Here is a 23698-nt window from a genome sequence, read left to right as displayed (position 1 = left end):
CGCTAGCCGATCGCTACGCTGGCGCCCGCGGGCAACACGAGTGACAACAGCATGACCCACACGCAGATGAAGGCCAAGATGCCGAGGCTGTACTTGATGGTCGAGCGCAGAATCTCACCCTCGCGACCGATGAGCCCCACCGCGCCCGCGGCGATGGCAATCGACTGAGGCGAGACCAGCTTCGCAGCCGTGCCACCGGCGGTGTTCGCCGCGACGAGCAGGGTTGGATCGACCCCGATCTGCTGGGCCGTGACAGCCTGCAGGTGTGCGAAGAGCGTGTTGTTGTTGACCACCGAGCCGGTGATGAACACACCGAACCAACCAATGATCGGTGCGAACAGCGGGAAGATGAGGCCGACTCCGGCGAGCGCGTTGCCGATGCTGGCGGACCCGCCTGAGTAGTTGGCGATATTGGCGACGACGAGAATCAGAGCGATCAGCACGATCGGCTTCCACAGTTCACGGATCGTGCCGATGAACTGCTGACCAAGATCCTTCACGCTCAACTGCGGCGTGGTGAAGAAGGTGATCAAAATGGCGATCAGAATCGCCGTTCCCGTCGCATTGACGGGAGTGAACGCCCACGCCGCCGTCGTTGCCTCATCAGAGCCAGCGGGAACGATCACGCCGGTCACACCGGGGATCGGAACGGAGTACACGAGCCAAGCGAGCGGACCGTCTGCTGCGAACAGTGACTTGAACCACGGGATGCTCCACACGAAGATCACCGCGGTGAGAATGTAGAACGGGCTCCACGCGACAACGACATCGCCGAAGTCTTGCTTCACCGGCGTCGGGATCTCGCCGCCACCCTCGCGGTAGATGTTGCGGGGCTTCCACGAGCGGCACACCACAAAGACGATGACCATGGCGATCAAGCCAGGCAAGATGTCGGCAAGCTCAGGGCCGAGCGTCAACAGAATGCCCGCCTGCACGGCGCTGTAGCCGACACTCACTGCAAGAGTGATCGGCCAGGTCTCACGAACACCGCGCCAACCGTCGAGGATCATCACGAGCAAGAACGGCGTGGCCAAAGCAACCAGCTGCAACACGAGCACCATCTGGGCCGACAGCGCCATCAGCTCGACATCGCCCACCTGAGCGCCGACGATCACGGGAATACCGATGGCGCCGTAAGCGCCTGCAGCCACGTTGGCAACGAGTGACAGCATGGCCGCCTTGACCGGCTTGAAGCCGAGTTGCACCAGCAGAGCAGCACAGATCGCGATCGGCACGCCGAACCCTGCGGCGCCCTCAAGGAACGCCCCGAAGCCGAAGCTGATCAGCAGCACTTGAACGCGTTGATCGGGCGAAACCCCCGAGATGCTTGTGCGAATGATGTCGAAGCGCCCGCTGGCGACGGTGAGCTTGTAGAGCCACACCGCCATCACGATGATGTACGCGATAGGCCAGATCGCCGTGAGAATGCCGAGCAGCCCTGCGCCCGCAACAGAGGGGAGGGGCATGCCGAATGGCCAGATCGCAACGATGATCTCTAGGCCAACGGCAATGAGGGCAGCCGTGATGCCCTTCATCTTCACCACGACGAGGCACAGCAGAAAAACCATGATCGGAATGACAGCGATCAGGGCCGACAGCCACAGTTGGCCTACCGGATCAATGGTCTGGCTCCACACCGCATCTCCCCGTTCGTTCGCCTGTGCGCAGGATCAGGGTAGTGGTTGCAAGGAACAGATTGCGAGGGCAGTGCCGGATACGCTGGAGCAATGGTCAACTATCGCTATCTCGGCAACAGCGGCTTCAAAGTCACAGAGATCACCTATGGCAACTGGGTGACGCACGCATCACAGGTCGAGAACGACGCTGCCATCGCCACGGTGCACAAGGCGCTCGATCTCGGAATCACGAGCTTTGACACTGCCGACACCTATGCGAACACGGCGGCGGAATCTATTCTCGGCGAAGCGCTCAAAGGACAGCGGCGTGAGTCGCTTGAGATCTTCACGAAGGTCTATTGGCCGACCGGGCCCAAGGGCGCGAACGACACCGGCCTGTCGCGCAAGCACATCTTCGAGAGCATCAACGGCTCACTCAACCGCCTCGGATTGGACTACGTCGACCTCTATCAGGCGCACCGATACGACTACGAGACACCGATCGAAGAGACGATGCAGGCATTCGCCGATATTGTCCGTCAGGGCAAGGCGCTCTACATCGGGGTGTCGGAGTGGACAGCTGAGCAGTTGCGCGAAGGCCACGCACTCGCGAAGCAGATGAACTTTCAGCTGGTGTCGAACCAGCCGCAGTACTCGGCGCTATGGCGCGTCATCGAGAACAAGGTCGTGCCCACGTCAGAGGGCCTTGGCATGTCGCAAATCGTGTGGTCGCCGATGGCGCAGGGAGTGCTCAGCGGCAAGTACCTTCCCGGTCAGCCTCTTCCTGCAGGGTCACGTGCTACCGACGACAAAAGCGGCGCACAGTTCATCAAGAGTTTTCTGCGCGATGAAGTGCTTGAGGCGGTGCAGAAACTCAAGCCGCTCGCCGAGCAAGCGGGTCTCACCATGCCGCAGCTCGCGATCGCTTGGGTATTGCAGAACAAGAACGTCGCGGCAGCGCTCGTGGGTGCCTCACGCCCGGAGCAACTCGAAGACTCGGTCAAGGCATCGGGCGTGACCCTCGACGCTGACCTCCTCGAAGCGATGGATGCTGCGCTTGCGCCTGTCGCCATCACCGACCCCGAAGAAACCTACTCGGTGTCGCCCAAGACCCGCGTCTGAGCCAGTGGTCGCTTCGAGAGCATCATCGACGCGCTCGAAGCGACCATCGCTGCGGCCTGAGCGTCAGGGGCGCAGCAGCACCTTGCCCGCGCGGCCCGCTTCGCCATTTGCGGTGACAGCTTTCGCGATCTCGTCGAGCGAATAGATCGCCTCGACGGGCAACGTGAGCACACCCGATGCGATGCGCTCGTTGAGCTCGCCGAACAGCGCCTGACGCTTGTCTGCCGACAGCTTCGTGATGACCGTCGAGCCCCAGAATCCTCGCACGGTGAGATCGCGGAAGATGATGGGCCCTGAAGGCAGTTTCATCAGCGACGAGTCCATCGCCCCGAAGACCACCAGCGTGCCGCCTTCGCCGAGCAGCGTGAGCATCTTGCCGCTGGCTGAGCCGCCTACTGAGTCGACGGCCGCGATGATTGGCGCACCGCCGGTCACTTCGCGTGCCTGGTCAACCCAGTCGTCGGTGTCGGTAGCCACGACGCGGTGAATTCCCTGGGCGGCGAGTTCTGCGATGCCCGCTTCTCGGCGGACCAGGCCCAATACATTGATGCCGCGCGCGGAGGCGAGCTGAGCAACAAGACGCCCGACCGCTCCGTTCGCTGCATTCTGAACGAGCCAATCGCCTTCATTGAGGTTGAGGCTGTCGATGAGGCTGATGGCGCTGAAGGGCATCGCCACCAACTGCGCGGCCATTTCGTCGGGTACGCCATCGGGCACCGGAATGAGGCCGCTTGCGCGCGCGATCACGTATTCCGCCCACACTCCGAACGTGCCGGCGACCGCCACGCGCTGCCCGACTTCGAGGCTGTGCACACCCTCACCGATCGCATCGACGATTCCGACCGCTTCGGTGCCAGCCCGTGCTGGAAGGTCGGGAACGAAACCGTATTCCCCGCGTACAGTCCACAGATCATGGTTGTGAATAGGTGAGAGCACTACGCGCAGTCGCACTTCGCCCGATCCGGGTTCGATCTGCGGCACCTCCTCGACGGCGAGGACGTCTGCCGGGTTGCCGAACTGCTGCTGGACGATTGCGCGCATATGGAGCTCCTTAATTCGTTCTCCCGCCACTCTTTCACGCGCGCAGGCCCCGGGGCGCGAAAAAGGCGTTGTGAGCCGCCACTGGCTATTCCGACGGGGCGAGCTCCCGCCGACGCATCAATGACAGCGCCGCGAGTACTCCGATGGCGATGGCCGCCACGAGCCACCAGAGTCCTCGCACGTCAACGCCGTCGCCACTGACGATGGGGGCGACGCCGACCGGGGAGAGGTGCACCAACCATTCGGGCAAGCCGAAGATTGGCCCGAATAGGCCCAAGACAGCAGCAAGTGCAATGAAACTCCACCCGAGGGGAATCGTAAGGCGAGGCGCGAGCGTGAAGACAAGAGCAGTCGCCACGACGAACACGGACGCCGCAACTGCTTGTCCGCTTCCGGTCACCACAGCATCGCGCATCGCATTCCACGACGAGCCCTGCGAAGCGATGCCGACAGCAGCGCCCGCGAACGCGGCCCCCACAACGATCAGCACGACGGCAACCCCTACGGCCAGATACCCGGCGAGCCAGTGCACGCGAGCGACGGGCGAGGCGAGGACGATCTCGGCGGTGCCGCGAGTTTCTTCTTGTCGTGCCCGACACATCACCTGAACACCCGCGCATGCCGCAAGCACGCCGAGCATGGTGAAGAAGGTGGTCAAAGTCGCCTGCTCGATATCGCCGGCACCAGCAATCTGGTTGATCATCTCTTGCACCGACGGATTGTCGGCGCCGATCTCTTCGACGACGGTCGCGAGTGTTGTGGCCAGAATTCCCACCAGCAATCCGCCGACTGCCCAGCCGAGCGCGCCGCCGCGCGCGAGCCGCCAGGCGAGCCCGGTCGGCGTGGCAAGCGCCGCGGTGGCAGAGGCAGGGCCGAGCCGTTCAGCGACGAAGCTCTCGCCGAGATCGCGTCTTGATGCCAGCAGGATCGCAGCCGCTGAGAGGGCGCCCCCGAGCGCAAGGCACAGCAGCAAGGGCCAAAGGAGGTCGTCAGAGAACGGGCGCACATTCTCGCCCCAGCCGAATGGTGAAAGCCAGGTGAGCCACGAGCTTTCCATGCGGGTGAGGTCGTCACTCGGGGTTCCAATGGCGTTGCCGACCCCGCAGAGCAGAAAGGTCGTCAGCATGACCCACACTGCGACCGCATTGGCGCCGCGCGACGTGCGCATCAGCTGAGCGGCCATCAGCCCGACTCCGAGAAAGCTGATGCCGACGGCCCCGGCCGCTGCGCCAGCGATCAAAGATCCCATGGCGTCCAACCCCACGGCGATGAAGGCGACCGCGGTCAGCAACGCGAGTGCGATGTTGGCGAAGAAGCCATGAATAGCGGCCGCGAGCACCGGCCGGGTGCGGCCAGCGGGCGTAGCAGAAACCAGTTCGGCGCGCCCTTCCTCTTCATCGCCGCGGGTGTGCCGCACGGCGAGGAACAAGCTCATCATCGACGCGAGAATGGCCAGCCACGGAAAGATGAGAAAGACGATGAATGCCGCTTCGTCGGCGCCCGACGGCAATCCGCGAAATAGCAGTATGACCGGATTGGCAATGGCGGCAGCCAACAGCGCGGCGCGTTCTTGCTCGGTCGCAAAGGAGCTGACAACCCCGACGTAGCCAAGGCCTGCCATCGCGGCGGTGCCAATGACCCACATCAACAGCTGTCTAGCGTCACGTCTGGCTCGCTGCGCGAGCAGGGCGCCCATCATCGGGAGTCTGCTCGCACGTCGCCGGGGTGCGTCTCGGCTGTCGAACCATAGTGGCGCAGGAACAGCTCTTCCAGCGAGGGCGGAGTCACTCTGAGCCCGGCGACCTGCCACGAGGCCAAAGTGGGCAGCAGAGCGGTGATGCGATCGCTGTCGACGGTGAATGTGACGCGACCCTGGTCGGTGATCACGTTGTGCGCGTCAGCGAGAGCTGCTGCAGGTGCAGCATCCGAGCCTTCGAAAGAGACCTCGGTGCGGGTGAGATGACGCAGATCTGCGAGAGTGCCGCTTTCGACGATCCGCCCGGCGCGAATGATGCTCACCTGATCGCACAGCAGTTCGACTTCCGAGAGGATATGGCTCGACAACAGCACCGTGGCGCCTTCGGCTTTCACCCGAGCGATCTCTTGGCGAAAGACCACTTCCATCAGAGGGTCGAGGCCGCTCGTGGGCTCGTCGAGAATGTACAGATCGGCTGGTACCGCGAAAGCGGCGATCAGCGCGACCTTCTGCCGGTTTCCCTTGGAATAGGCTCGTCCCTTCTTGCGGGGGTCGAACTCGAGCGTGTTCATGAGTCGTTCTTTGCTCTCGAGGTAGCGGGTGCCTTTTCGGTCGGCTCCTCGCAGTCGCGCCAGGAAGTCGATCGCTTCACCACCCGAGAGGTTCGGCCACACGCTGACGTCTCCGGGAACGTAGGCGATGCGCGTGTGCAGAGATGCTGCTTGCCGCCACGGGTCGGCGCCGAAAACGTGCACTTCGCCGCCGCTCGCGCGGGCAAGCCCGAGCAGCACGCGGATGGCGGTCGACTTGCCAGCGCCGTTCGGGCCGAGAAAGCCATGCACCTGTCCTTCGCGCACCGCGAGGTCGAGACCGTCGAGAGCACGGACCTTGCCGTAGTGCTTGGTGAGTGCGCGCGTGCGGATGAGATCGCTCATGGTCGCTGACTTTACGCCGACCGCCGAGGTTTGTGAATACATGCCCTACCACGGCGCTTCAATTATGTATACGTTAAAGCAAAAAGCATTGAAGTCTGTGGCGCGCGGTGCTACTTGTGTATACACTAAATACCAGAGTCGTCCAGCGGAGGTGAGCATGCGGGCAAGTGATCGCGCCTACGCCATTCTGCTTGACGAGATTCAGTCCGGAGTGCTTGCTCCCGGCGCAGTTCTCGCAGAAGTTGAGCAGTCCACCCGCCTCGGTGTGAGTCGAACCCCGCTGCGAGAAGCGCTCAGCCGGCTGACCACTGACGGACTCGCCGTTCAGCAGTCGCCGCGAGTCACCGTGGTGAGCGATGTGGATACCAGCGACATTCGCGAACTCTTCGAACTGCGACGTGCGCTCGAAGAGACTGCAGCTCGCTTGGCGGCCGAGCGGGGCGATGCGTCCGCTTTCGCAGAGCTTGCTCTCGCTTTCGGGCAGGCGACTCTCACTCACGGTGACGACCTCGATGCCTACTACTCGCTGATTGCGCAGTTCGACGCGCAACTCGATGCGGCCGTAGTGAACGACTACCTCACTTCAGCGCTGCGCAACGTGCGCACTCATCTGGTTCGCGTGCGCCGGCTCGCGCGCGACAACCCCGACCGGCTTGCGGCATCCGTCGCCGAGCACCGCCTGATCGCGTCTGCAATCGCGGCGCGCGACGCCGACCTGGCTGCCCACGCAACCCACGTGCACCTGCACAACGCGCTGAGCAGCATCCTGACCGCTCTCGACTCGCCAACCGGCGGGTCGCCAGCAGCATCGCCATCGACCCAAGGAGCAGCATGACCGTCAACCACCATCTTCGCGCCCACCGCAGTGACGAGAATCTCGCGCGCGAGGGTCAGCTCGCTTGGCGCATCGCCGAGATCGCCGTCGACCCCGTAGAGGTTGAGCAAGCAGTGGTCGACATGATCATCAACCGCGTGATCGACAACGCCGCGGTCGCTGCCGCTTCGATCACACGTGCCCCGGTGAGCGCTGCCCGTCAGCAAGCGCTTGATCACCCGGTGTCGGTGGGGGGCAAGGGTGCGAGCATCTTCGGCTGCAACGTGGAACGTCGTACCTCTCCCGAATGGGCCGCATGGGCAAACGGCGTCGCCGTGCGCGAACTCGACTATCACGACACCTTCTTGGCGGCGGAGTACTCTCACCCGGGTGACAACATTCCGCCGATCGTGGCAGTAGCTCAGCACGTCGGCGCCGACGGTCATGCGCTCGTCCGAGGTCTCGCGACCGGCTATGAGATCCAGGTCGACCTGGTGAGGGCGATCTCGCTGCACAAGCACAAGATCGACCACGTCGCACACCTCGGACCATCAGCTGCGGCGGGTATCGGAACTCTGCTGGGCCTCGACACAGAGACGATCTACCAGGCCGTCGGTCAGGCGCTGCACACCACGACCGCCACGCGTCAATCGCGCAAGGGCGAGATCTCGACATGGAAGGCGCACGCCCCCGCCTTCGCCGGAAAGATGGCCGTTGAGGCTGTCGACCGCGCGATGCGCGGCGAGACTTCACCGTCGCCCATCTACGAGGGTGAAGACGGGGTCATCGCCTGGATGCTCGACGGACCCGACGCCTCGTACGAGGTGCCGTTGCCGACCGCAGGGGAGCCCAAGCGGGGCATTCTCGATACCTACACAAAAGAGCACTCTGCGGAGTACCAGGCGCAGGCGTGGATTGACCTTGCACGCAAGCTGCACAGCGAATCGCCCGCGGCGATGGACCCTGCCAACGTTGAGTCGATCGTGCTGCACACTTCGCACCACACGCACTACGTCATCGGCTCTGGCGCAAACGACCCGCAGAAGTACGACCCCACGGCATCGCGTGAGACCCTCGACCACTCGATTCCCTATATCTTCGCCGTCGCCCTTCAAGACGGCGGGTGGCACCACGTCGACTCGTATGCACCCTCGCGTGCGGGCCGCGAAGACACGGTGGCGCTGTGGCACAAGATCACCACCGCCGAAGACGCCGAATGGACACGTCGATACCACTCCGAAGACCCCAACGAGAAGGCATTCGGCGGACGCGTGGTGATCACGATGACCGACGGCACGGTGCTCGAAGACGAGATCGCGGTGGCCGACGCCCATCCGCTCGGCGCGCGGCCCTTCGTCCGCGAGGACTACATCCGCAAGTTCCGTCTGCTCGCAGAGCCGGTGCTCGAAGAAGCGGAGATCGAGCGGTTCCTCGATTTGGCCGAACGGTTGCCGGAACTCACCGTAGAAGAGGTGCGTGAACTGACCATCGTCGCAAAGCCCGGGGTGTTGGCGGCGGCGCCCGCGCCCAAGGGCCTGTTCTGATGCTGCATTCGACTGTTCCCGCGCACGAGAAGCGTCGCCTGTTCCGTGAGCGGCTGGCCTCTGGCGAGCTGCTGCGTTTTCCGGGCGCCTTCAACCCGCTGAGCGCCCGCATGATCGAACGCAAGGGTTTCGAGGGCGTCTACATCTCAGGCGCGGTGCTCTCAGCAGATCTTGGGTTGCCCGACATCGGGCTCACTACGCTGACCGAGGTCGCGGGCCGCGGGCAGCAGATCGCTCGCATGACTGATCTGCCTGCGATCATCGATGCCGACACCGGTTTCGGTGAGCCGATGAATGTCGCTCGCACGATTCAGACACTCGAAGACGCGGGGCTTGCGGGAACGCACATCGAAGACCAGATCAACCCCAAACGCTGCGGGCACCTTGACGGCAAAGCGGTGGTTGACGAAGGCACCGCCGTCAAGCGCATCCGTGCGGCGGTAGATGCGCGGCGAGACCCGAATTTCTTGATCATGGCTCGCACCGACATCGCGGCGGTCGACGGTATCGATGCCGCTATTGATCGGGCCAAGGCACTGGTGGATGCTGGCGCTGACGCGATCTTCCCCGAGGCGATGCGCAGCCTCGCCGAGTTCGAGGCGATGCGCACCGCTCTTGACGTGCCGATCCTCGCCAATATGACCGAGTTCGGCAAGAGTGAGCTGTTCTCAAGCGAGCAGCTTCGCAGCGCCGGAGTCAACATCGTCATCTGGCCGGTGTCGCTGTTGCGGATCGCTATGGGCGCAGCATCCCGAGCGCTCGATACTCTGCTTGATGAGGGGCATCTCACGAACAAGCTCGACGAGATGCAGCACCGGGCCGACCTTTACGAGCTGATCGACTACGAGCAGTACAACCACTTTGACCAAGACATCTTCAACTTTGAGATTGTGAAGGACTGAGATGACCGACATTAAGAAGGGACTCGCCGGGGTCGTCGTCGACTACACGGCAGTCTCGAAAGTGAATCCCGAGACGAACTCGCTGCTTTACCGCGGGTACCCGGTGCACGAGCTGGCGGCAACGCAACCGTTCGAAGCGGTGGCCTATCTGCTGTGGAACGGTGAGTTGCCCACGGATGCTGCGCTCGCCGACCTTCGCGCGACTGAGCGCGAGAACCGCGCGCTGCCCGCCGATGTGAAGGCAGCGATCGATCTCGTTCCCCTCGACGCGCACCCGATGGACGAGGTGCGCACCGCGGCGAGCCTCATCGGCGCACGTGACCTTGCCGGCAACGGCTCGGTGCTTGAAGCCGGCGGCAGCGTCGAAGACAATCTTGAGCGCAGCGTTCGGCTGTTCGCGGTGCTTCCGGCAATCGTCGCGTACGGCCAGCGTCGTCGCCGCGGCGAAGAAATCGTCGCCCCGCGCGATGACCTCGACTACGCGGCGAACTTCTTGTGGATGACGTTTGGTGAAGAAGCCGACGAACTTGTGGTCGACGCGTTCAACCAGTCGATGATCTTGTACGCAGAGCACTCGTTCAACGCCTCGACCTTCACAGCTCGGGTGATCACCTCGACCACGAGCGATCTCTACTCGGCCGTCGTCGGCGCCATCGGTGCCCTCAAGGGCGCACTGCACGGTGGTGCAAACGAAGCCGTGCTGCACATCTTCGACGAGATCGGCTCCGCCGAGAACGTCAACGCGTGGCTCGACACAGCCCTCGCTGAGAAGCGCAAGATCATGGGCTTCGGGCACCGCGTGTACAAGCGAGGTGATTCACGCGTACCGACGATGAAGGCTGCGCTCGACGCGCTCGTGGAGCACTACGACCGCCCGGAGGTTGCCGCGCTGTACGACACGCTCGAGAGCGAGTTCGTCTCACGCAAGGGCATTTACCCGAACCTCGACTATCCCTCGGGGCCCGCGTACAACCTGATCGGGTTCGACACGCTGACCTTCACCCCGCTGTTCGTGGCGGCGCGTGTCACAGGGTGGACTGCGCACATCATGGAGCAGGCTGCGGCCAACGCCCTCATTCGTCCGCTCAGCGAATACAACGGACCCGATGAGCGCCATATCGAGGGATACGTCGTGGATGCCGCGGTGCTGGCGGCCGCCGAGCGGCCCGCCGAAGCGCAGTAACCAGCGCGGCCGCGCGGCGCGCCGGTGCGCGCCGCGCGCCGGGAGGTGCGTGCGGGTGCCGCAGGTGTGTGCGGGCGGGTGTGTGCGGCGCGCGTGGGCGGGTGCCTGCCCGTTGCGGGCGACGAAACGGCCGGGGGTTTGGTGGATGCTGCGGGTTCCGGGCGACGCGCCCGGCGTGGCGTGCAATCGCCCGGCCGTTTTGCGCGTGGTAGCGCACCGCAGGGCGCGCGCCGGTGGCAGAATCGAACCATGCACACCGCCGTGATCGTCGATGTCGTTCGCACCCCTGCAGGCCGAGGCAAGCGAGGGGGAGCGCTCAGCGCGATGCACCCGGTCGACCTTGCGGCGGGAGTTCTCACGGCACTCCTCGAGCGAAACGGACTCGAATCCACGCAGATCGACGATGTGCTTTTTGGCTGTGTCAGCCAGATCGGCGATCAGTCGATGAACATCGGCAGGCAGGCCGTGCTCGCGGCAGGCTTTGACGAATCCGTTCCTGCCACCACCATCGACCGGCAGTGCGGGTCGAGCCAGCAGGCTGCTCACTTCGCCGCGCAGGGCGTCATTTCCGGTGCGTATGACGTCGCGATCGCGGGTGGGGTCGAGTCGATGTCGCGCGTGCCGCTCGGGTCTGCATGGGCTGACGCTTCACCCTCTGCCCTGATGCAAAAGCGCTACCCCGAGGGACTGGTGAACCAGGGGGTGTCGGCCGAGCTGATCGCGACGAAGTGGGGGTTCTCGCGCACCCAGCTCGACGAGTTCTCGGTCGAGTCTCACCGGCGCGCCGCATCCGCATGGGCCGATGGGCACTTTGCCTCGCAGGTTCTACCGGTGGGTGATGTCACGATCGACGAGACGGTCCGCGCCACCACAACGGCAGACAAGCTCGCTGGCCTGCCCACAGTGTTTCGAACCGACGAGCTCGCCGCGCGCTTTCCCGAGATCGACTGGGCCATCACGCCCGGCAACTCGTCGCCACTGACTGACGCAGCATCCGCTTCGTTGATCATGAGCGAAGCGAAGGCGAAAGAACTGGGCCTCACGCCACGCGCGCGCTTCCATTCATTCGCGGTTGTCGGCGACGACCCGCTGTACATGCTCACCGGGCCGATCCCCGCGACAAGACGGATTCTTGAGCGCAGCGGTCTCAGCATCGACGATATTGACGCCTACGAGGTCAATGAGGCGTTCGCGTCGGTGCCGCTCGCGTGGCTGCAGGAGCTTCACGCAGACCCGGCAAGGCTCAATCCCTGGGGTGGTGCGATCGCGCTGGGTCATGCCGTCGGCGCGTCGGGAACAAGACTGCTCGGCACGCTCGTTGCGCATCTTGAGGCCACTGGTGGACGCTTCGGGCTTCAAACCATGTGCGAGGGCGGCGGCATGGCCAACGCCACCATCATCGAGCGCCTCTAGCCCCGATCTCTCGCGACGCCAACCGCCCCGGGTGACGAGGTGGGTACCCGAGTGTGACCCGATCTGGCGACGCCGGGTGAACTGGGGGTGAGATTTGGTCTCTGACGGTCGATGACTGATTCTTCCGTGCCAGCATGCATTGAAAGTGTGAGGCAGGGTGCGGCAATGCCGACCGCGCAGAGTCACAAATCTGGATGATCGTCGGAGGGGCGAACGAATGCGCAACGTCTGGCGAATTCTCAAACGTGATGCGAGGCGACTTCTGCACGTGCCGCTGGCGATGGTGATCATCGGTGGCGCACTCATCACCCCGTCGCTGTACGCATGGTTCAACATTGCGGCGTTTTGGAATCCGTTCGACAACACAAAGAACCTCAGCGTCGCAGTCGTCAACCTCGATGAGGGGGCGTACAACGAGCTCGCCGGAGAAGTGAATGTCGGTGATCAACTCGTCGCCCAGCTCAAGGAAAATGACGACCTGGGCTGGCATTTCCTCTCGGAAGACGAGGGCATGGAATCCGTGCTCAGCGGTGAGAGCTACGCGATGTTCGTCGTTCCCGAAACGTTCTCAGCCGATCTGTTGAGCATCACATCTGGTGACTTCACGCAGCCCAAGCTGATCTACTACGTCAACGAGAAAGAGAACGGGGTCGCCCCCGAGATCACCGATACCGCGGCGACAACCCTGCAGACGCAGATCACTGACTCGTTCAACGAACAAGTGGCGCAGGCCGTCGTAACGGCGATTCAGGAGGGCGGGTCGACCGCAGAAGCCGACGCCGAGGCGGCGCAGGGCGAGATCATCGGCGACTTGCAGCAAGTCGCCGAGGTGATCGCGCAGACGCGCACCGACCTCGACGCGCTCGACGGTGAGATCGCAGACGCCAGGGCGGGGATTCAAAGCAGTGTGACAGTCATCGGGGGCATCGACGGGACGCTCGCTGATGCAAGGACGACGCTCGTCGACGTCAATAACCTCGCAGCTGAGGCGCAGGCTGAGTTGCTCCGGCTCGCCGGTGAGGCGGCGACCGGCCAAGTGATCGGGTCTACTGCAGTGGGTGAGGCGGTCGCAGGCACGCTGGAGGCCGTAGGTCGTGTGAGCGCCGCGAGCAGTTCGCTCTTGGCCGCGGTAGAGGCGCAGCAGACGATTCTCGGACAGTCCGAGGTGCTGCTGGAAGGTCTCGACTATCAACTCGAGCAGACCTCGGCCGCGCTGAGCAGCCTCGACGACAGCCTCGCCTTGCTTGAAGACGATCTGAATGTCGCGATCATCGATCTGCAGACCATTGGCAGCGCAGCGCTGTTCCAAGATCTCGCGGAGCTCACCGGGTTGAACGCTGACCAGATCGCGCAGTTCATGGCGACGCCCGTTGAAGTCGACCAGCACACAATCTTTCCGACCGCATCGTACGGCTCGCTGATGGGTGCGCTGTTCATCAACCTGTCGATGTGGATCGGCGCGTTCGTGCTCGTCGTCATCTTGAAGCTCGACGTAGACGATGAGGGCATTCCAGATGCCACCGAACGGCAGAAGTACCTGGGGCGGTTCTCGCTCTTCGCGTGCATCGTCTTGCTGCAGACGATCACGCTGAGCATCGGCAACCTGATCATCGGTGTTCAACACGTCAACGTGTTTGCGTTCGTCGTCACTCCGATGCTGATCGGGCTGGCATATCTCAGCGTGATCTACGCGCTCTCAGTCACGTTCGGATACATCGGAAAAGGACTCGCGATCATCCTCGTGATTCTGCAGATTCCAGGCGCATCCGGCATCTACCCGATCCAGCTCATGCCGGAGTTCTTCCAGTCGATGTATCCGTTCTTTCCCTTCACCTATGGCATCGACGCTATGCGTGAGGTGATCAGCGGGTTTGCCGGGTTCGCCTATTGGCGCTACCTCGGCATGTTGGCCGTGTTCGCTGCGCTGTCGTTCTTCCTCGGACTCGTGCTTCGCCCCCATGTGTCAAACGTCACGCGGCTGTTCACGAGTGAAGTACGCGACACCGAGCTCTTCGCGAGTGAGGATGGCGAACCCGCCGGCCGCGGATACCGCCTCAACCATGTGCTGCGCGCGCTCGCCGATCGCTCCGGCTACAACCAAAAGCTCAGGGAACGCTCGGTGCCGTTTGCACGGTCATACCGTGGCTATCGTCGAGCGATCGTCATCGTGGGGGTAGCGGGAGTGCTCGCGCTGACAGCACTCGGATTCATCTTCCCCGACGCGAAGCTCGAGTTCATCGGCCTCTGGGTTGTGTGGCTCTTCGTCGTCTTCATCGCGCTGATCACGCTGGAGTACATCCGTTTCAGCCTTCGTCTCTCCACTGAGGTCGGCGAGATGCCCGAAGCGGGATTGCGTGAGCAACTCGCAGAACTGGAGTCGAAGCGATGAAGGGAATCTTGCTGCAGTTTCGCTCGGATGTGCGTCGCGCGACGAGTAGCGTCATGGCGGTTGTGGTGCTGTGCGGACTGATTGCCATCCCCTCGGTGTTCACGTGGTTCAACGTGGTCGGCAGCTGGGAGCCGTTCGACAACACCAAGAACCTCAAGGTTGCCGTTGCGAGCGTCGATGAGGGTTACACCAGCCCGCTGATCCCCATCCACTTGAACGTCGGAAGCCTGGTCGAATCGGCACTTCGTGAGAACGACCAGATGGACTGGATCATCACCACAGAAGAAGATGCGATTGCTGGTACCGAATCGGGTGACTACTACGCCGCGATGGTGCTGCCAAAAGACTTCAGTGAGCGGATGCTGACGTTCTACCGAGACGGCTCGGAGCAGACCCACATCGACTACTACACGAACGACAAGTCGAACCCGCTTGCGCCGCTGATTACCAGCGAGGGCGCCGACGACCTCTCTGCCAAGATCAATTCCGAGTTCACCAAGGAACTCAGCAACATTGCACTGAGCCTGGTCTCTTCGATTGTGAAGAACTTGGACAGCGCCGATTCCCAGGCCGCGTTCCTGCGCGTAGAGGCTCATCTGAGTGATGTGGCCACGCAGTTGCGGGCGGCTTCAGGCACGGCGACGATGTTCACGGGGATTCTCGAGGCGAGTATTCCGTTGGTTGAAGGCGGGGCCAGTCTTCTTCAGAAGGTCGAGTCGGAGTTCTCGGTCGCGACTGGCAAGGTGCAAGAAGGGCTCGGCGCCGCTCAGGATGCAGATGCTGCCATCACCCAGGCGACGGCCGTGCTCGCCGAGGCTTTTGCAACGGGTTCGTCTCGTCTCGGCGTCTTCTCGTCTGAGCTCGATGAAGTGTTCTCTGGGCGTGCAAGCGACGCGGCGGCCAACATCGAACTGATCGACGACATGATTTCTGAGCTCGACGATCTCATCGCTCAGCAGGTTGAGTTGCGCGACCGCCTGATCGAAGAGATCGAGTCGCCCTCGCCCGAGGAAGAGCCCCAAGCGCCCGCAGATGATGACCCGGCTGATGATGATCCGGCTGACGATGACTCGGCTGAGGAACAATCTCAGGCTGTGGATTCAGACTCCGCCGATCTGCGCGCCGCACTGCAACTGGTCGTCGACAGCCTCAACGCCGCAATCGAGCGCGAGCAAGCTCTGCAGCTCAGTCTCGGCGAAGCAGCGGACGGCATCGCCGAGGGAAGCAGCGACATGCAGGAGTTTCACTCCGACATCGATCAGCGAATCACTGCGGCGCAGTCCTCGCTCGACAATGCCAGCGCCGTCTTCGAGAACGACCTCAAGCCTGTTCTCGATGAGCTTGCCGCAACGCTCGGCGGTCTGAGCGCTGGGCTCGGGGGTATCGCCGAAGACGTCGCTGGCCTCAGCACCTCGACGAGCGGCATCTCAGGCGTGATTGAGGATGCTGCGGTGCTCAACAGCGAACTTGCGACGACAATGGACGAGACTGCGACGGAGCTTGAGCGCGTTGTGGGTCTGCTTTCTTCAGCGATCGACACGGGCGATTTCGCCGAGGTCAGCAAAGTCATCGGCTCAGACCCTGAGCTGTTGGCCAACGCGCTGTCAGACCCCGTGGGCGTCGATCGTCGGCCCCTCTACCCGATCGTGAGCTTCGGAGCCGGCATGGCGCCGCTGTACTCGACGCTCGCGCTCTGGGTCGGCGCGTTGCTGCTCAGCGTGACCTTGCGTGTCGACCCGCCGTCACGGCCTTTCGGCAGCGGTGAAGAGCTCAAGCTGCATGAGCGCTTCCTTGGTCGATACGGCCTGTTTGCTGTGCTCGGCCTGGCGCAGAGCACACTCGTGTTCTTGGGGAACATCTTGATCGTGGGCCTGCAACCCGCACATCCGTTCCTGTTCATCCTGGTCGGCTGGGTGACGTCGACTGTATTCACGTTCATCATCTATACGCTCGTGGTGTCTTTCAGCGATGCCGGAAAAGCGCTGGCGGTGTTCCTGCTCGTCATTCAGGTTGCCGGCGCGGGCGGCGCTTACCCGCTCGTGCTTCTTCCTGAGTGGTTCCAGAACGTCAGTCCGTTCCTGCCAGCCACGCATGCGATCGATGCCTTCCGTGCCGCCATGGCAGGTATCTATCACGCCGACTATTGGATCTCGCTCGCTTGGCTGCTCGCATTTTTGCTCCCCATGCTGCTGCTCGGCTTGGTGTTGCGTAAGCCCCTGATCGGGGTCAACGAGAAGATGGAGAGCATGCTGCACTCGACAAAGCTCATGTAGCACGGCTGCCTCTCGGGTGCGCTAGTCGCACTTGCGTGGGTGCGTCAAGTCGCTGTGCGAAACCGCGATGACCAACAGAATGGGTTGGGGTGGTGATCGCATGATTCAACCGACGTCGAGTGTTGCGAGCTGGTGGCGGCAGCTGACCGATCGAGCGCGCCTTCTGCTTGCGGGTAAGGCGGCGCTCGCGGCGGCGATCGCCTGGGTGAGCGCGCCGTACGTGCCGTTCGCCGACGAGCAGTACTCCTACTATGCGCCACTGGGAGTGCTCGTCACCATGTACCCCACCGTGGCAGCCTCGGCAAAGTCGGGGGTGCAGGCGATTCTCGGGCTCGCACTGGGAATAGCGCTGGGCGTTTCGGGAGTGACGCTGGTGTTGTGGGGCGTGCCGGCGGTGATCGCCATGGCGCTGATCATCGGAGTCGGTGTTGCGCTGGGCGGTGTGCGCGCGCTCGGAGCTGGGCGCGAGTGGGTAGCGGTCGCAGCGCTGTTTGTGATGTTGCTCAGTGGGCGTGACGTCGATGGGTATTCGCTGTCGTACCTGATCACTATGGCGTGGGGGGTGCTCGTTGGTGTAGTAGTCAATCTCGTCATCGTTCCGCCGTTGTATCTCAAACGTGCCGACGCGCAGCTTTCGGTTTTGCGTGACGCCTTGCGTGGCGCGCTGGTAGAAGTGGCTGATGAGATCGAGCAACGCTCGGTGGATGCTGCCGTGCTCGTCGCCTCTGCGGAGCCGTTGAGCGGGTTGTTGCGTGAGGTTGACTCCGAAGTGCGCAGCGCTCAGGAGAGCAGCCGGGCCAACCCGCGGGCCCGTCGGCATAGAGGCGAGCAGCGCAGCAACGATCGCCGACTCAGATCGCTCGAACGCATGGCCTTCCATGCGCAGAACCTCATCGACGTGTTGGCGCGACTGGCCGAGTCGGGGGTGGTCTTTACCGACGCAGACACCCGTCGCTACTGTGCGGCGTCAGTTCGGTCTTGCGCCGACCTGATCGCGTCGTTTGACGGGACGGAAGCTGCTGAAGAACAGCGGCAGACCGCAGAGCAGATGCTGACCGAGTATCTCGACGCCCTCGGACGCGAGGAGGGTGGGCACATCACCTACCGCTCTGACCGATGGACGGCGGGATTGTCGCTGCGACGCATCATCGACGCCTCGATGCCTTTCAGCGGTGCCGAACAGACCTGACCTTGACGGCACACGCAAAGCGGCCTCGACCCGAAGGTCGAGGCCGCAAGGCGATCAATCAGTGGATGCTACGCAACCGGCCGACGACGTGCCATCAGTGCAATCGCACCCAAGGCCAGCATCAGGGCTGCCACCAACGCGATTCCCAGCGGTAGCTGCGAACCGGTCACGGCGAGAGCGCCCGGTGCCACCACAGTGACGGCTACCTCGATGTCTTGGAAGCCGTCGGACTCGATCACCAGCGTGTGTGCGCCGAGTTCGAGGTCGGTGGGAATGCTGACCACGAACGACACGGTGCCGTCGGTGCCTGCGGCGGGAATGCCGTCCACCACGATCGGGTCGCTGTAGAGAGTGGCGCCAACCTGCTGCCCCGCCTCGAGTCCCGAGATGTCAACCATCAGCGAGCCGCCCTGTTCGACCGAGCCCGATCCGATGTCGATCGTTGCCCAGTCGGTGCCGGTCGCCGGCAGCTCCGGGTCGGTCGGGTCGGTCGGGTCGACCGGGTCGGTCGGATCCACCGGCTCGGTCGAGTCGGCGAGTACCGCGCGGCCCAGCGGGGCGGGGTCAACCACATCGAACTCTTCGAAGTAGGCGATTGTCGCCTGCAGGTCGACCTGACCGGTGTCGGTGCGGTCAGTTCCCTCAGCAAAGGTGAAGAAGCTGTCGCCGCCACCCGCGAGGAACGAGTTGGTCACCACGGTGAACTCGTCATCGGCCATGATCGCGACTCCGTTGAGTGACATCGAAACGATGTGCTCACCGGCGGCCGCGTCTTCGATGTATTCATAGCTGAAGCCCTCAGAGATACCCAGATGCAGCTTGGGGCGCTCGGCGCCTGGCTGCCACTGCTCTTCGAGGATCTGCTCGAGCTGCGCACCCGTGAGAGTGACGGTGACGAGTGTGTTGGCGAACGGCTGCACGTTGGCGATCTGACGGTAGGTCAGGGTGCCGTCTTCACCGTAGAGCAGGTCATCGCGAAGCCCACCGGGGTTCATGATGCTGATCTGTGCAGGTGTGCCCGCATAGTCGTCGTTCGAGGTCGCCCAGAGGTACACATCGGCGACGGTGTTGCCGAGGGTTGACTCGACACCGCGGTCGCTACCCGATGGTGTTCCACCGCGCAGGATGTCAGCGCTGATCACGCCAGACTCAACATTCCCGAGCACGTCGGCTTCTTCTTTTGCCTCGGCCACGATTGCCGCAACGACTTCGTCTGCCGGGTAGGCGGCCGCGCCGTCAACGACGAGAGGAACCAGCGCAGTCTCGATCGAGACGAGCTCCTTGGTGTCGTTGTCAACAGTGAAGTCGAGCTTGCCCAGCGTCGTACCGTACTGGTGTGCCTGAATGACCGGGCGCTCGGCGCCTTCGCTGTCAGCAACCTCACACGTGTAGGTCTGGTGAGTGTGTCCCGAGACGATGGCGTCGATTTCGGGGGAAGCCCCGCGAATCAGCTCGCCGTACGCCGAGGCGTCAGCGGCAACCTCTGCGCACTCGCTGGTGGCCGAGCCGCTGTGGGTCAGAAGCACAATCACGTCGGCCATGTCGCCTTCGGTCAGTTCGTCTGCCACGCGGTTCGCGGCCTCGAGCTGGTCGCCGAACTCGATCGTCGCGATGCCCGTCGGGCTCACGATGTTCGCGGTGTCTTCGGTCACGGTGCCGATGAACGCTACGCGCACGCCGTCGATCGTCTCGATGGCGTACTCGTCGAGCGCGGGTTCGTTGGTTCCGATGTTGTAGACGTTTGCGCCCAAGCCCTGCGCCGTCGAGCCGAAGCGCGGCAGCACACGGTCGGTGATGTCGGCGTAGCCCTGGTCGAACTCGTGGTTACCCACGGCGCCGAGATCAAGTCCAGCGGCAACGAGTGCGTCGATGGTCGGGTTGTCTTGCGCCACGTTCGAGGTGAACGTGGACGCACCGATGTTGTCGCCGGCCGAGACGAACAGCGTGTTCGGGTTCTCGGCTTCGAAGGAGTCAACGGCACCGGCGAGCACAGCAGCACCGGCCTCGCCGCCAAAGAGGTTCTGCTCGATGCGGCCGTGGAAGTCGTTGATCGTCAACACCGTGACCTCGGTGGTCGTTGGTGCGAGCATGTCGGTGATCTCGAACAGCGTGGTCGTTCCCGACACCTCGTTGCCGACGGCGAGCAACGGTGTGCCCGTGGTCGACTCGGCAGCGGGGATGAACGCGATGCCCTCTGGGCCGAGGTCGCCAGCGGCTGCCAGATCGCCGCCATCTTCGACCGACTCAGCGAAGTCGCGGTTGTTGATGTAGGTGACGAACGTGGATGCTGCTGGGTCGGTGATGTCGTACGCGGCGATGCCGCCGACACGCTCGAAGCCGACGAACGCGTAGGTGCGGCCGCTCAGCTCGCCGATCGTGACGCTCTCAGCTTCGGGGCCCTTGTCTTCACTGCGTCCCTCGAGGTTCGACTCGGAGTGGTTCGAGTTGAAGAAATCGGGTGCGGCGGCGTAGGTGACTTCTTCAAACGAGGTACCGGAGTCCCAGACGAGGTCACCTGCGGTGGTCCAGATCGAAAATGAACGTGCTCCGAAGGCATACAGCGAGTCGTAGCATTCTGCGTCGGAGTCGAATCCGTTTTCAATCGTGACGTTCAAACGACCGAGGTCTTCGTCTTCGAGGTAGTCCGCAACGGCGCTGTCTTCACAGACCGGGCCGAACCCGTCTTCTTCGAGATCCTTGACGCGAACCGGCTCTTCGTAGTTGCCCCACTCGCGTGCGTCACCCTCGTTGGCTGTCACGAGGTAGGTCGTGTCGCCAGCGGTGTACGACGAGATCGCGTCGGGCATGTACATGCCGTACAGACCCGCGTAGGTGTCGATGTTGAACTCGGGGTTGTCTTCCGGATCGCGATCGCTCGCGTCAAGGCCGACAACGCCGTGGTCTTTGAAGCCCAAAGCTGTGACCGCGGTCACAGTGGCGGAAGCCAGGTCGACGACAGCGATCGCGTTTGCCTCTTGCAGGGTCACGTAGGCGGTGCCACCGACGACCGTTGCGTACTCGGGCTCGAGGTTGCGGCTGACGGGATAGTCATCGCCCACAGTGGGCCCGAAGACGCGCACGTCTTCGTCGAGTGCGCCGTCAGCCTCAAAAGCGTGGAAATCCGCGGTTTGCACGTCGCTCTGGGTGGGGGCAGTGAGCGTGGCCGGTACGGCAACGACGCTGACGCTTCCCTCAGGGTCAACCGCGAAGTCGTCGTCGGGTTCGCCCTCGTTCGCCGACACGACGTACGCGCCATCGGGTGAGAAGGTCACCATGTCGGGCAGAGCGCCCACGGTGACGATGCCGAGCGCGGCCGCTCCTGCATCGTCGGCGTTGGCGTCGAAGAAGAAGAGGTGGCCGGCGTCCGTCTTGGTCGGCGCCTCCATGGCGATGACGCCGAGGCCGTCTTCGCGAATAGCGACCGAGTTGGCGACTCCGGCAGAGCTGAGCGAGAAGAGCAGCTCCATCGCCTCAGGATCGGTGTAGTCGAGAACGTCGACCGAGCCAGCCTGAGCATTCACGACAAAGAGCCGGTCGCCGTAGGCCTGAACGATCTCAGCCGCCGATTCGTCGAAGATGCCCGTCTCGTAGCTGCCGATCGGAGCGAGGGAGAGTGCCGCGCCGTCGGCTGAGTACGTGGGCGGAGTGGCAACGATTGCCGCCGAAGCAGCGGAAGCGGTCGCGACCGCGAGCGAGCAGGTGAGCGCCGCCACAGCTGTCATCGCGACAGTGCGGCGGAAGGAATACAGGGGCATCGTGATCCTCGAGTTTGATGACGGAGGCGCGCGACTGCGCCCCTGAGTAATACCTGTGCATGGTGACCAGGGGGTGAACACCGAGCAACACCCGCGTGTTGTGCGCTGCGCTTGCCGCGTCCTGGCGCATTGGGCGAACGAGAGGCAAGATCGAGGAATGACGAGCAACTACGAAACCATCCTCACCGAAACCCGTGGGCGCGTCGGATGGATCACACTCAACCGCCCCGAGGCTCTGAACGCGCTCAACGCGCAGCTGATGCACGATGTGGTTCATGCCGCCACCACGTTCGACGCGAACCCCGCAATCGGCGCGATCGTTGTGACCGGATCAGAGCGAGCCTTTGCCGCAGGCGCAGACATCAAAGAGATGGAGTCGAAGTCTGGCCTCGACATGATCATGGACGATCATTTCGGACCATGGGCACGGTTCGCCGCGGTGCGCACCCCCGTGATCGCTGCCGTGTCTGGCTATGCGCTCGGTGGTGGTTGTGAACTCGCGATGATGTGCGACATCGTTCTGGCAGCTGACACTGCCAAGTTCGGTCAACCCGAGATCAATCTCGGGGTCATCCCCGGTATGGGCGGCACCCAAAGACTCCTCCGCGCCGTGGGGTATGCGAAGGCGGCGGAGCTCGTCTTGACGGGAAGAATGATGGGTGCCGAAGAAGCCGAACGCTGCGGCTTGGTGTCGCGGGTCGTTGCCGCATCCGATCTTCTTGAAGAAGCTGGCAAGGTCGCCGACACGATCGCCTCGAAGTCGCTGCCCTCGGTCTATGCGGCTAAGGCAGCGCTCGATGCGGCAATGGAAACCAGCCTCGCGGAAGGACTGCGGTTTGAGCGTCACGCTTTCGCACCGCTGTTTGACACTGCTGACCAGAAGGAAGGCATGGCCGCGTTCCGTGAGAAACGCGCACCCAATTTCGGAAACGCATAACCGAAGCGGCCATAACCTTCAGGTTCATGACCTGAAGTAACAACGCGTTTCGATCGAAAATTGTTGCGCGGTTAGTATCGACAGGACGAACGGAAGCGGAGCGCCATGAAGATTGTCGTCTTGGTCAAAGAGGTCCCGGATACGTATGGTGATCGCAAGCTCAGCCTTGAGACCGGCATTGCCGATCGTGAGGCGAGTGAGCGCGTCATTGACGAGATCGGCGAGCGTGCCCTTGAGGTGGCGTTGAGCTATGCCGACGCGAACGCGGGCACTGAGGTGGTTGTGTTGTCGATGACTTCTGAGGCGTCGGTGGCGACGGTGCGCAAGGGTCTCGCGATGGGTGCGGGCTCGGCAGTGCAGGTTGTTGATGAGGCGTTGCTGGGTGCTGATTTGGGGCTCACTGCTGAGGTGCTGGCTGCCGCGTTGACGCGCACGGGGTTTGATCTGGTGATTGCGGGCAATCAGTCGACGGATGGTTCGGGCGGGGTGTTGCCGGCGATGATCGCCGAGCTGCTTGATGTTCCGAACGCGACGTATCTGAGTTCGGTTCAGATTGCCGAGGGTTCGGTGACGGGTGAGCGTGCTGGTGATGGCGCGACGGCGCAGCTGAGTGCAGACTTTCCTGCGGTGATTTCGATCACCGAGGCGCTTCCTGACGCACGGTTCCCGAATTTCAAGGGCATCATGGCGGCGAAGAAGAAGCCGTTCGAGACGCTGTCGCTCGCGGATCTCGATCTCGACGCGAACGATCCTGAGGCGTCGCGGTCGATCATGACCGCTGTGAGCGAGAAGCCGCCGCGTGAAGCTGGCGTGAAGATTGTCGACGAGGGTGACGCGGGCACACAGCTCGCGGAGTTCCTCATTCAGAACCGGCTTGCATAGGTGGATG

16 protein-coding genes are annotated in these 23698 nt (G+C 63.1%); 11 read left to right on the top strand and 5 right to left on the bottom strand.

Going from position 1 to position 23698, the window contains the following annotated elements; translation table 11 throughout:
* Nucleotides 1-2: 2 nt before the first annotated feature.
* Complete coding sequence (locus WDU96_RS00375; protein WP_337336503.1) at nt 3-1637, bottom strand: L-lactate permease; 1635 nt, start codon at nt 1635-1637, stop codon at nt 3-5.
* Nucleotides 1638-1727: 90 nt separating this feature from the next.
* Between WDU96_RS00375 and WDU96_RS00370 the strand changes: the two genes are divergently transcribed.
* Nucleotides 1728-2738 carry an aldo/keto reductase family protein gene (locus tag WDU96_RS00370; protein ID WP_337336502.1) on the top strand — a complete coding sequence of 337 codons (1011 nt, stop codon included), beginning with the start codon at nt 1728-1730 and terminating at the stop codon, nt 2736-2738.
* Between the two features lie 63 nt (nt 2739-2801).
* On the opposite strand, the gene WDU96_RS00365 is transcribed toward WDU96_RS00370, so the two are convergent.
* From WDU96_RS00365 to WDU96_RS00355, 3 genes are all read right to left on the bottom strand, one after another.
* Entirely contained in the window at nt 2802-3779 is a 978-nt protein-coding gene (locus tag WDU96_RS00365; RefSeq protein WP_337336501.1) for a zinc-binding dehydrogenase, read from the bottom strand.
* Nucleotides 3780-3864: 85 nt separating this feature from the next.
* Nucleotides 3865-5475 carry an ABC transporter permease gene (locus WDU96_RS00360; protein ID WP_337336500.1) on the bottom strand — a complete coding sequence of 537 codons (1611 nt, stop codon included), beginning with the start codon at nt 5473-5475 and terminating at the stop codon, nt 3865-3867.
* A complete protein-coding gene (locus WDU96_RS00355; RefSeq protein ID WP_337336499.1) occupies nt 5475-6410 on the bottom strand; it encodes an ABC transporter ATP-binding protein in 936 nt (311 codons plus the stop codon). Before WDU96_RS00355 ends, WDU96_RS00360 begins: the two co-directional genes overlap by 1 nt.
* Before the next feature lie 157 nt (nt 6411-6567).
* Between WDU96_RS00355 and WDU96_RS00350 the strand changes: the two genes are divergently transcribed.
* The 8 genes from WDU96_RS00350 to WDU96_RS00315 all read left to right on the top strand — a co-directional run bounded on the left by WDU96_RS00350 (nt 6568) and on the right by WDU96_RS00315 (nt 18117).
* Nucleotides 6568-7245, top strand: a complete 678-nt coding sequence (locus WDU96_RS00350; RefSeq protein ID WP_337336498.1) for a GntR family transcriptional regulator — start codon at nt 6568-6570, stop codon at nt 7243-7245.
* Entirely contained in the window at nt 7242-8768 is a 1527-nt protein-coding gene (locus tag WDU96_RS00345) for an MmgE/PrpD family protein (protein ID WP_337336497.1), read from the top strand. The genes WDU96_RS00350 and WDU96_RS00345 overlap by 4 nt, the downstream gene beginning before the upstream one ends.
* A complete protein-coding gene (gene prpB / locus WDU96_RS00340; protein WP_337336496.1) occupies nt 8768-9670 on the top strand; it encodes a methylisocitrate lyase in 903 nt (300 codons plus the stop codon). The genes WDU96_RS00345 and prpB overlap by 1 nt, the downstream gene beginning before the upstream one ends.
* 1 nt (nt 9671) lies before the next feature.
* On the top strand, nt 9672-10853 hold the full coding sequence (locus WDU96_RS00335) for a bifunctional 2-methylcitrate synthase/citrate synthase (RefSeq protein ID WP_337336495.1): 1182 nt from the start codon (nt 9672-9674) through the stop codon (nt 10851-10853).
* Between the two features lie 249 nt (nt 10854-11102).
* Complete coding sequence (locus tag WDU96_RS00330; protein WP_337336494.1) at nt 11103-12266, top strand: thiolase family protein; 1164 nt, start codon at nt 11103-11105, stop codon at nt 12264-12266.
* A gap of 217 nt (nt 12267-12483) precedes the next feature.
* Nucleotides 12484-14655 carry a YhgE/Pip domain-containing protein gene (locus WDU96_RS00325; protein WP_337336493.1) on the top strand — a complete coding sequence of 724 codons (2172 nt, stop codon included), beginning with the start codon at nt 12484-12486 and terminating at the stop codon, nt 14653-14655.
* Nucleotides 14652-16928 (top strand): YhgE/Pip domain-containing protein, encoded by a 2277-nt coding sequence (locus tag WDU96_RS00320; RefSeq protein ID WP_337336492.1) that lies wholly within the window; start codon nt 14652-14654, stop codon nt 16926-16928. The genes WDU96_RS00325 and WDU96_RS00320 overlap by 4 nt, the downstream gene beginning before the upstream one ends.
* A 100-nt stretch (nt 16929-17028) precedes the next feature.
* Complete coding sequence (locus WDU96_RS00315) at nt 17029-18117, top strand: FUSC family protein (RefSeq protein ID WP_337336491.1); 1089 nt, start codon at nt 17029-17031, stop codon at nt 18115-18117.
* 68 nt (nt 18118-18185) lie between these two features.
* Here the strand turns inward: WDU96_RS00315 and WDU96_RS00310 are convergent, their stop codons facing one another.
* Nucleotides 18186-21872, bottom strand: coding sequence for a choice-of-anchor I family protein (locus WDU96_RS00310; protein WP_337336490.1), 3687 nt, complete (start codon nt 21870-21872; stop codon nt 18186-18188).
* Between the two features lie 157 nt (nt 21873-22029).
* Between WDU96_RS00310 and WDU96_RS00305 the strand changes: the two genes are divergently transcribed.
* Together WDU96_RS00305 and WDU96_RS00300 are read left to right on the top strand one after the other, a co-directional pair.
* Nucleotides 22030-22809, top strand: a complete 780-nt coding sequence (locus WDU96_RS00305; RefSeq protein ID WP_337336489.1) for an enoyl-CoA hydratase — start codon at nt 22030-22032, stop codon at nt 22807-22809.
* Nucleotides 22810-22914: 105 nt separating this feature from the next.
* On the top strand, nt 22915-23691 hold the full coding sequence (locus WDU96_RS00300) for an electron transfer flavoprotein subunit beta/FixA family protein (RefSeq protein WP_337336488.1): 777 nt from the start codon (nt 22915-22917) through the stop codon (nt 23689-23691).
* Nucleotides 23692-23698: the final 7 nt, after the last annotated feature.

The organism is Microbacterium marmarense, assembly GCF_037204165.1.
Lineage (GTDB): Bacteria > Actinomycetota > Actinomycetes > Actinomycetales > Microbacteriaceae > Microbacterium > Microbacterium marmarense.
Note: the sequence above shows the minus strand (reverse complement) of the source record. Positions and strands in the feature narration are given on the sequence as shown.

Coding starts and splice junctions, on each gene's coding strand:
- WDU96_RS00300 (WP_337336488.1), top strand. CDS start 22,915: ATGAAGATTGTCGTCTTGGTCAAAGAGGTCCCGGATACGTATGGTGAT.
- WDU96_RS00335 (WP_337336495.1), top strand. CDS start 9,672: ATGACCGACATTAAGAAGGGACTCGCCGGGGTCGTCGTCGACTACACG.
- WDU96_RS00315 (WP_337336491.1), top strand. CDS start 17,029: ATGATTCAACCGACGTCGAGTGTTGCGAGCTGGTGGCGGCAGCTGACC.
- WDU96_RS00365 (WP_337336501.1), bottom strand. CDS start 3,779: ATGCGCGCAATCGTCCAGCAGCAGTTCGGCAACCCGGCAGACGTCCTC.
- prpB (WP_337336496.1), top strand. CDS start 8,768: ATGCTGCATTCGACTGTTCCCGCGCACGAGAAGCGTCGCCTGTTCCGT.
- WDU96_RS00360 (WP_337336500.1), bottom strand. CDS start 5,475: ATGGGCGCCCTGCTCGCGCAGCGAGCCAGACGTGACGCTAGACAGCTG.
- WDU96_RS00355 (WP_337336499.1), bottom strand. CDS start 6,410: ATGAGCGATCTCATCCGCACGCGCGCACTCACCAAGCACTACGGCAAG.
- WDU96_RS00330 (WP_337336494.1), top strand. CDS start 11,103: ATGCACACCGCCGTGATCGTCGATGTCGTTCGCACCCCTGCAGGCCGA.
- WDU96_RS00345 (WP_337336497.1), top strand. CDS start 7,242: ATGACCGTCAACCACCATCTTCGCGCCCACCGCAGTGACGAGAATCTC.
- WDU96_RS00370 (WP_337336502.1), top strand. CDS start 1,728: ATGGTCAACTATCGCTATCTCGGCAACAGCGGCTTCAAAGTCACAGAG.
- WDU96_RS00305 (WP_337336489.1), top strand. CDS start 22,030: ATGACGAGCAACTACGAAACCATCCTCACCGAAACCCGTGGGCGCGTC.
- WDU96_RS00310 (WP_337336490.1), bottom strand. CDS start 21,872: ATGCCCCTGTATTCCTTCCGCCGCACTGTCGCGATGACAGCTGTGGCG.
- WDU96_RS00325 (WP_337336493.1), top strand. CDS start 12,484: ATGCGCAACGTCTGGCGAATTCTCAAACGTGATGCGAGGCGACTTCTG.
- WDU96_RS00350 (WP_337336498.1), top strand. CDS start 6,568: ATGCGGGCAAGTGATCGCGCCTACGCCATTCTGCTTGACGAGATTCAG.
- WDU96_RS00320 (WP_337336492.1), top strand. CDS start 14,652: ATGAAGGGAATCTTGCTGCAGTTTCGCTCGGATGTGCGTCGCGCGACG.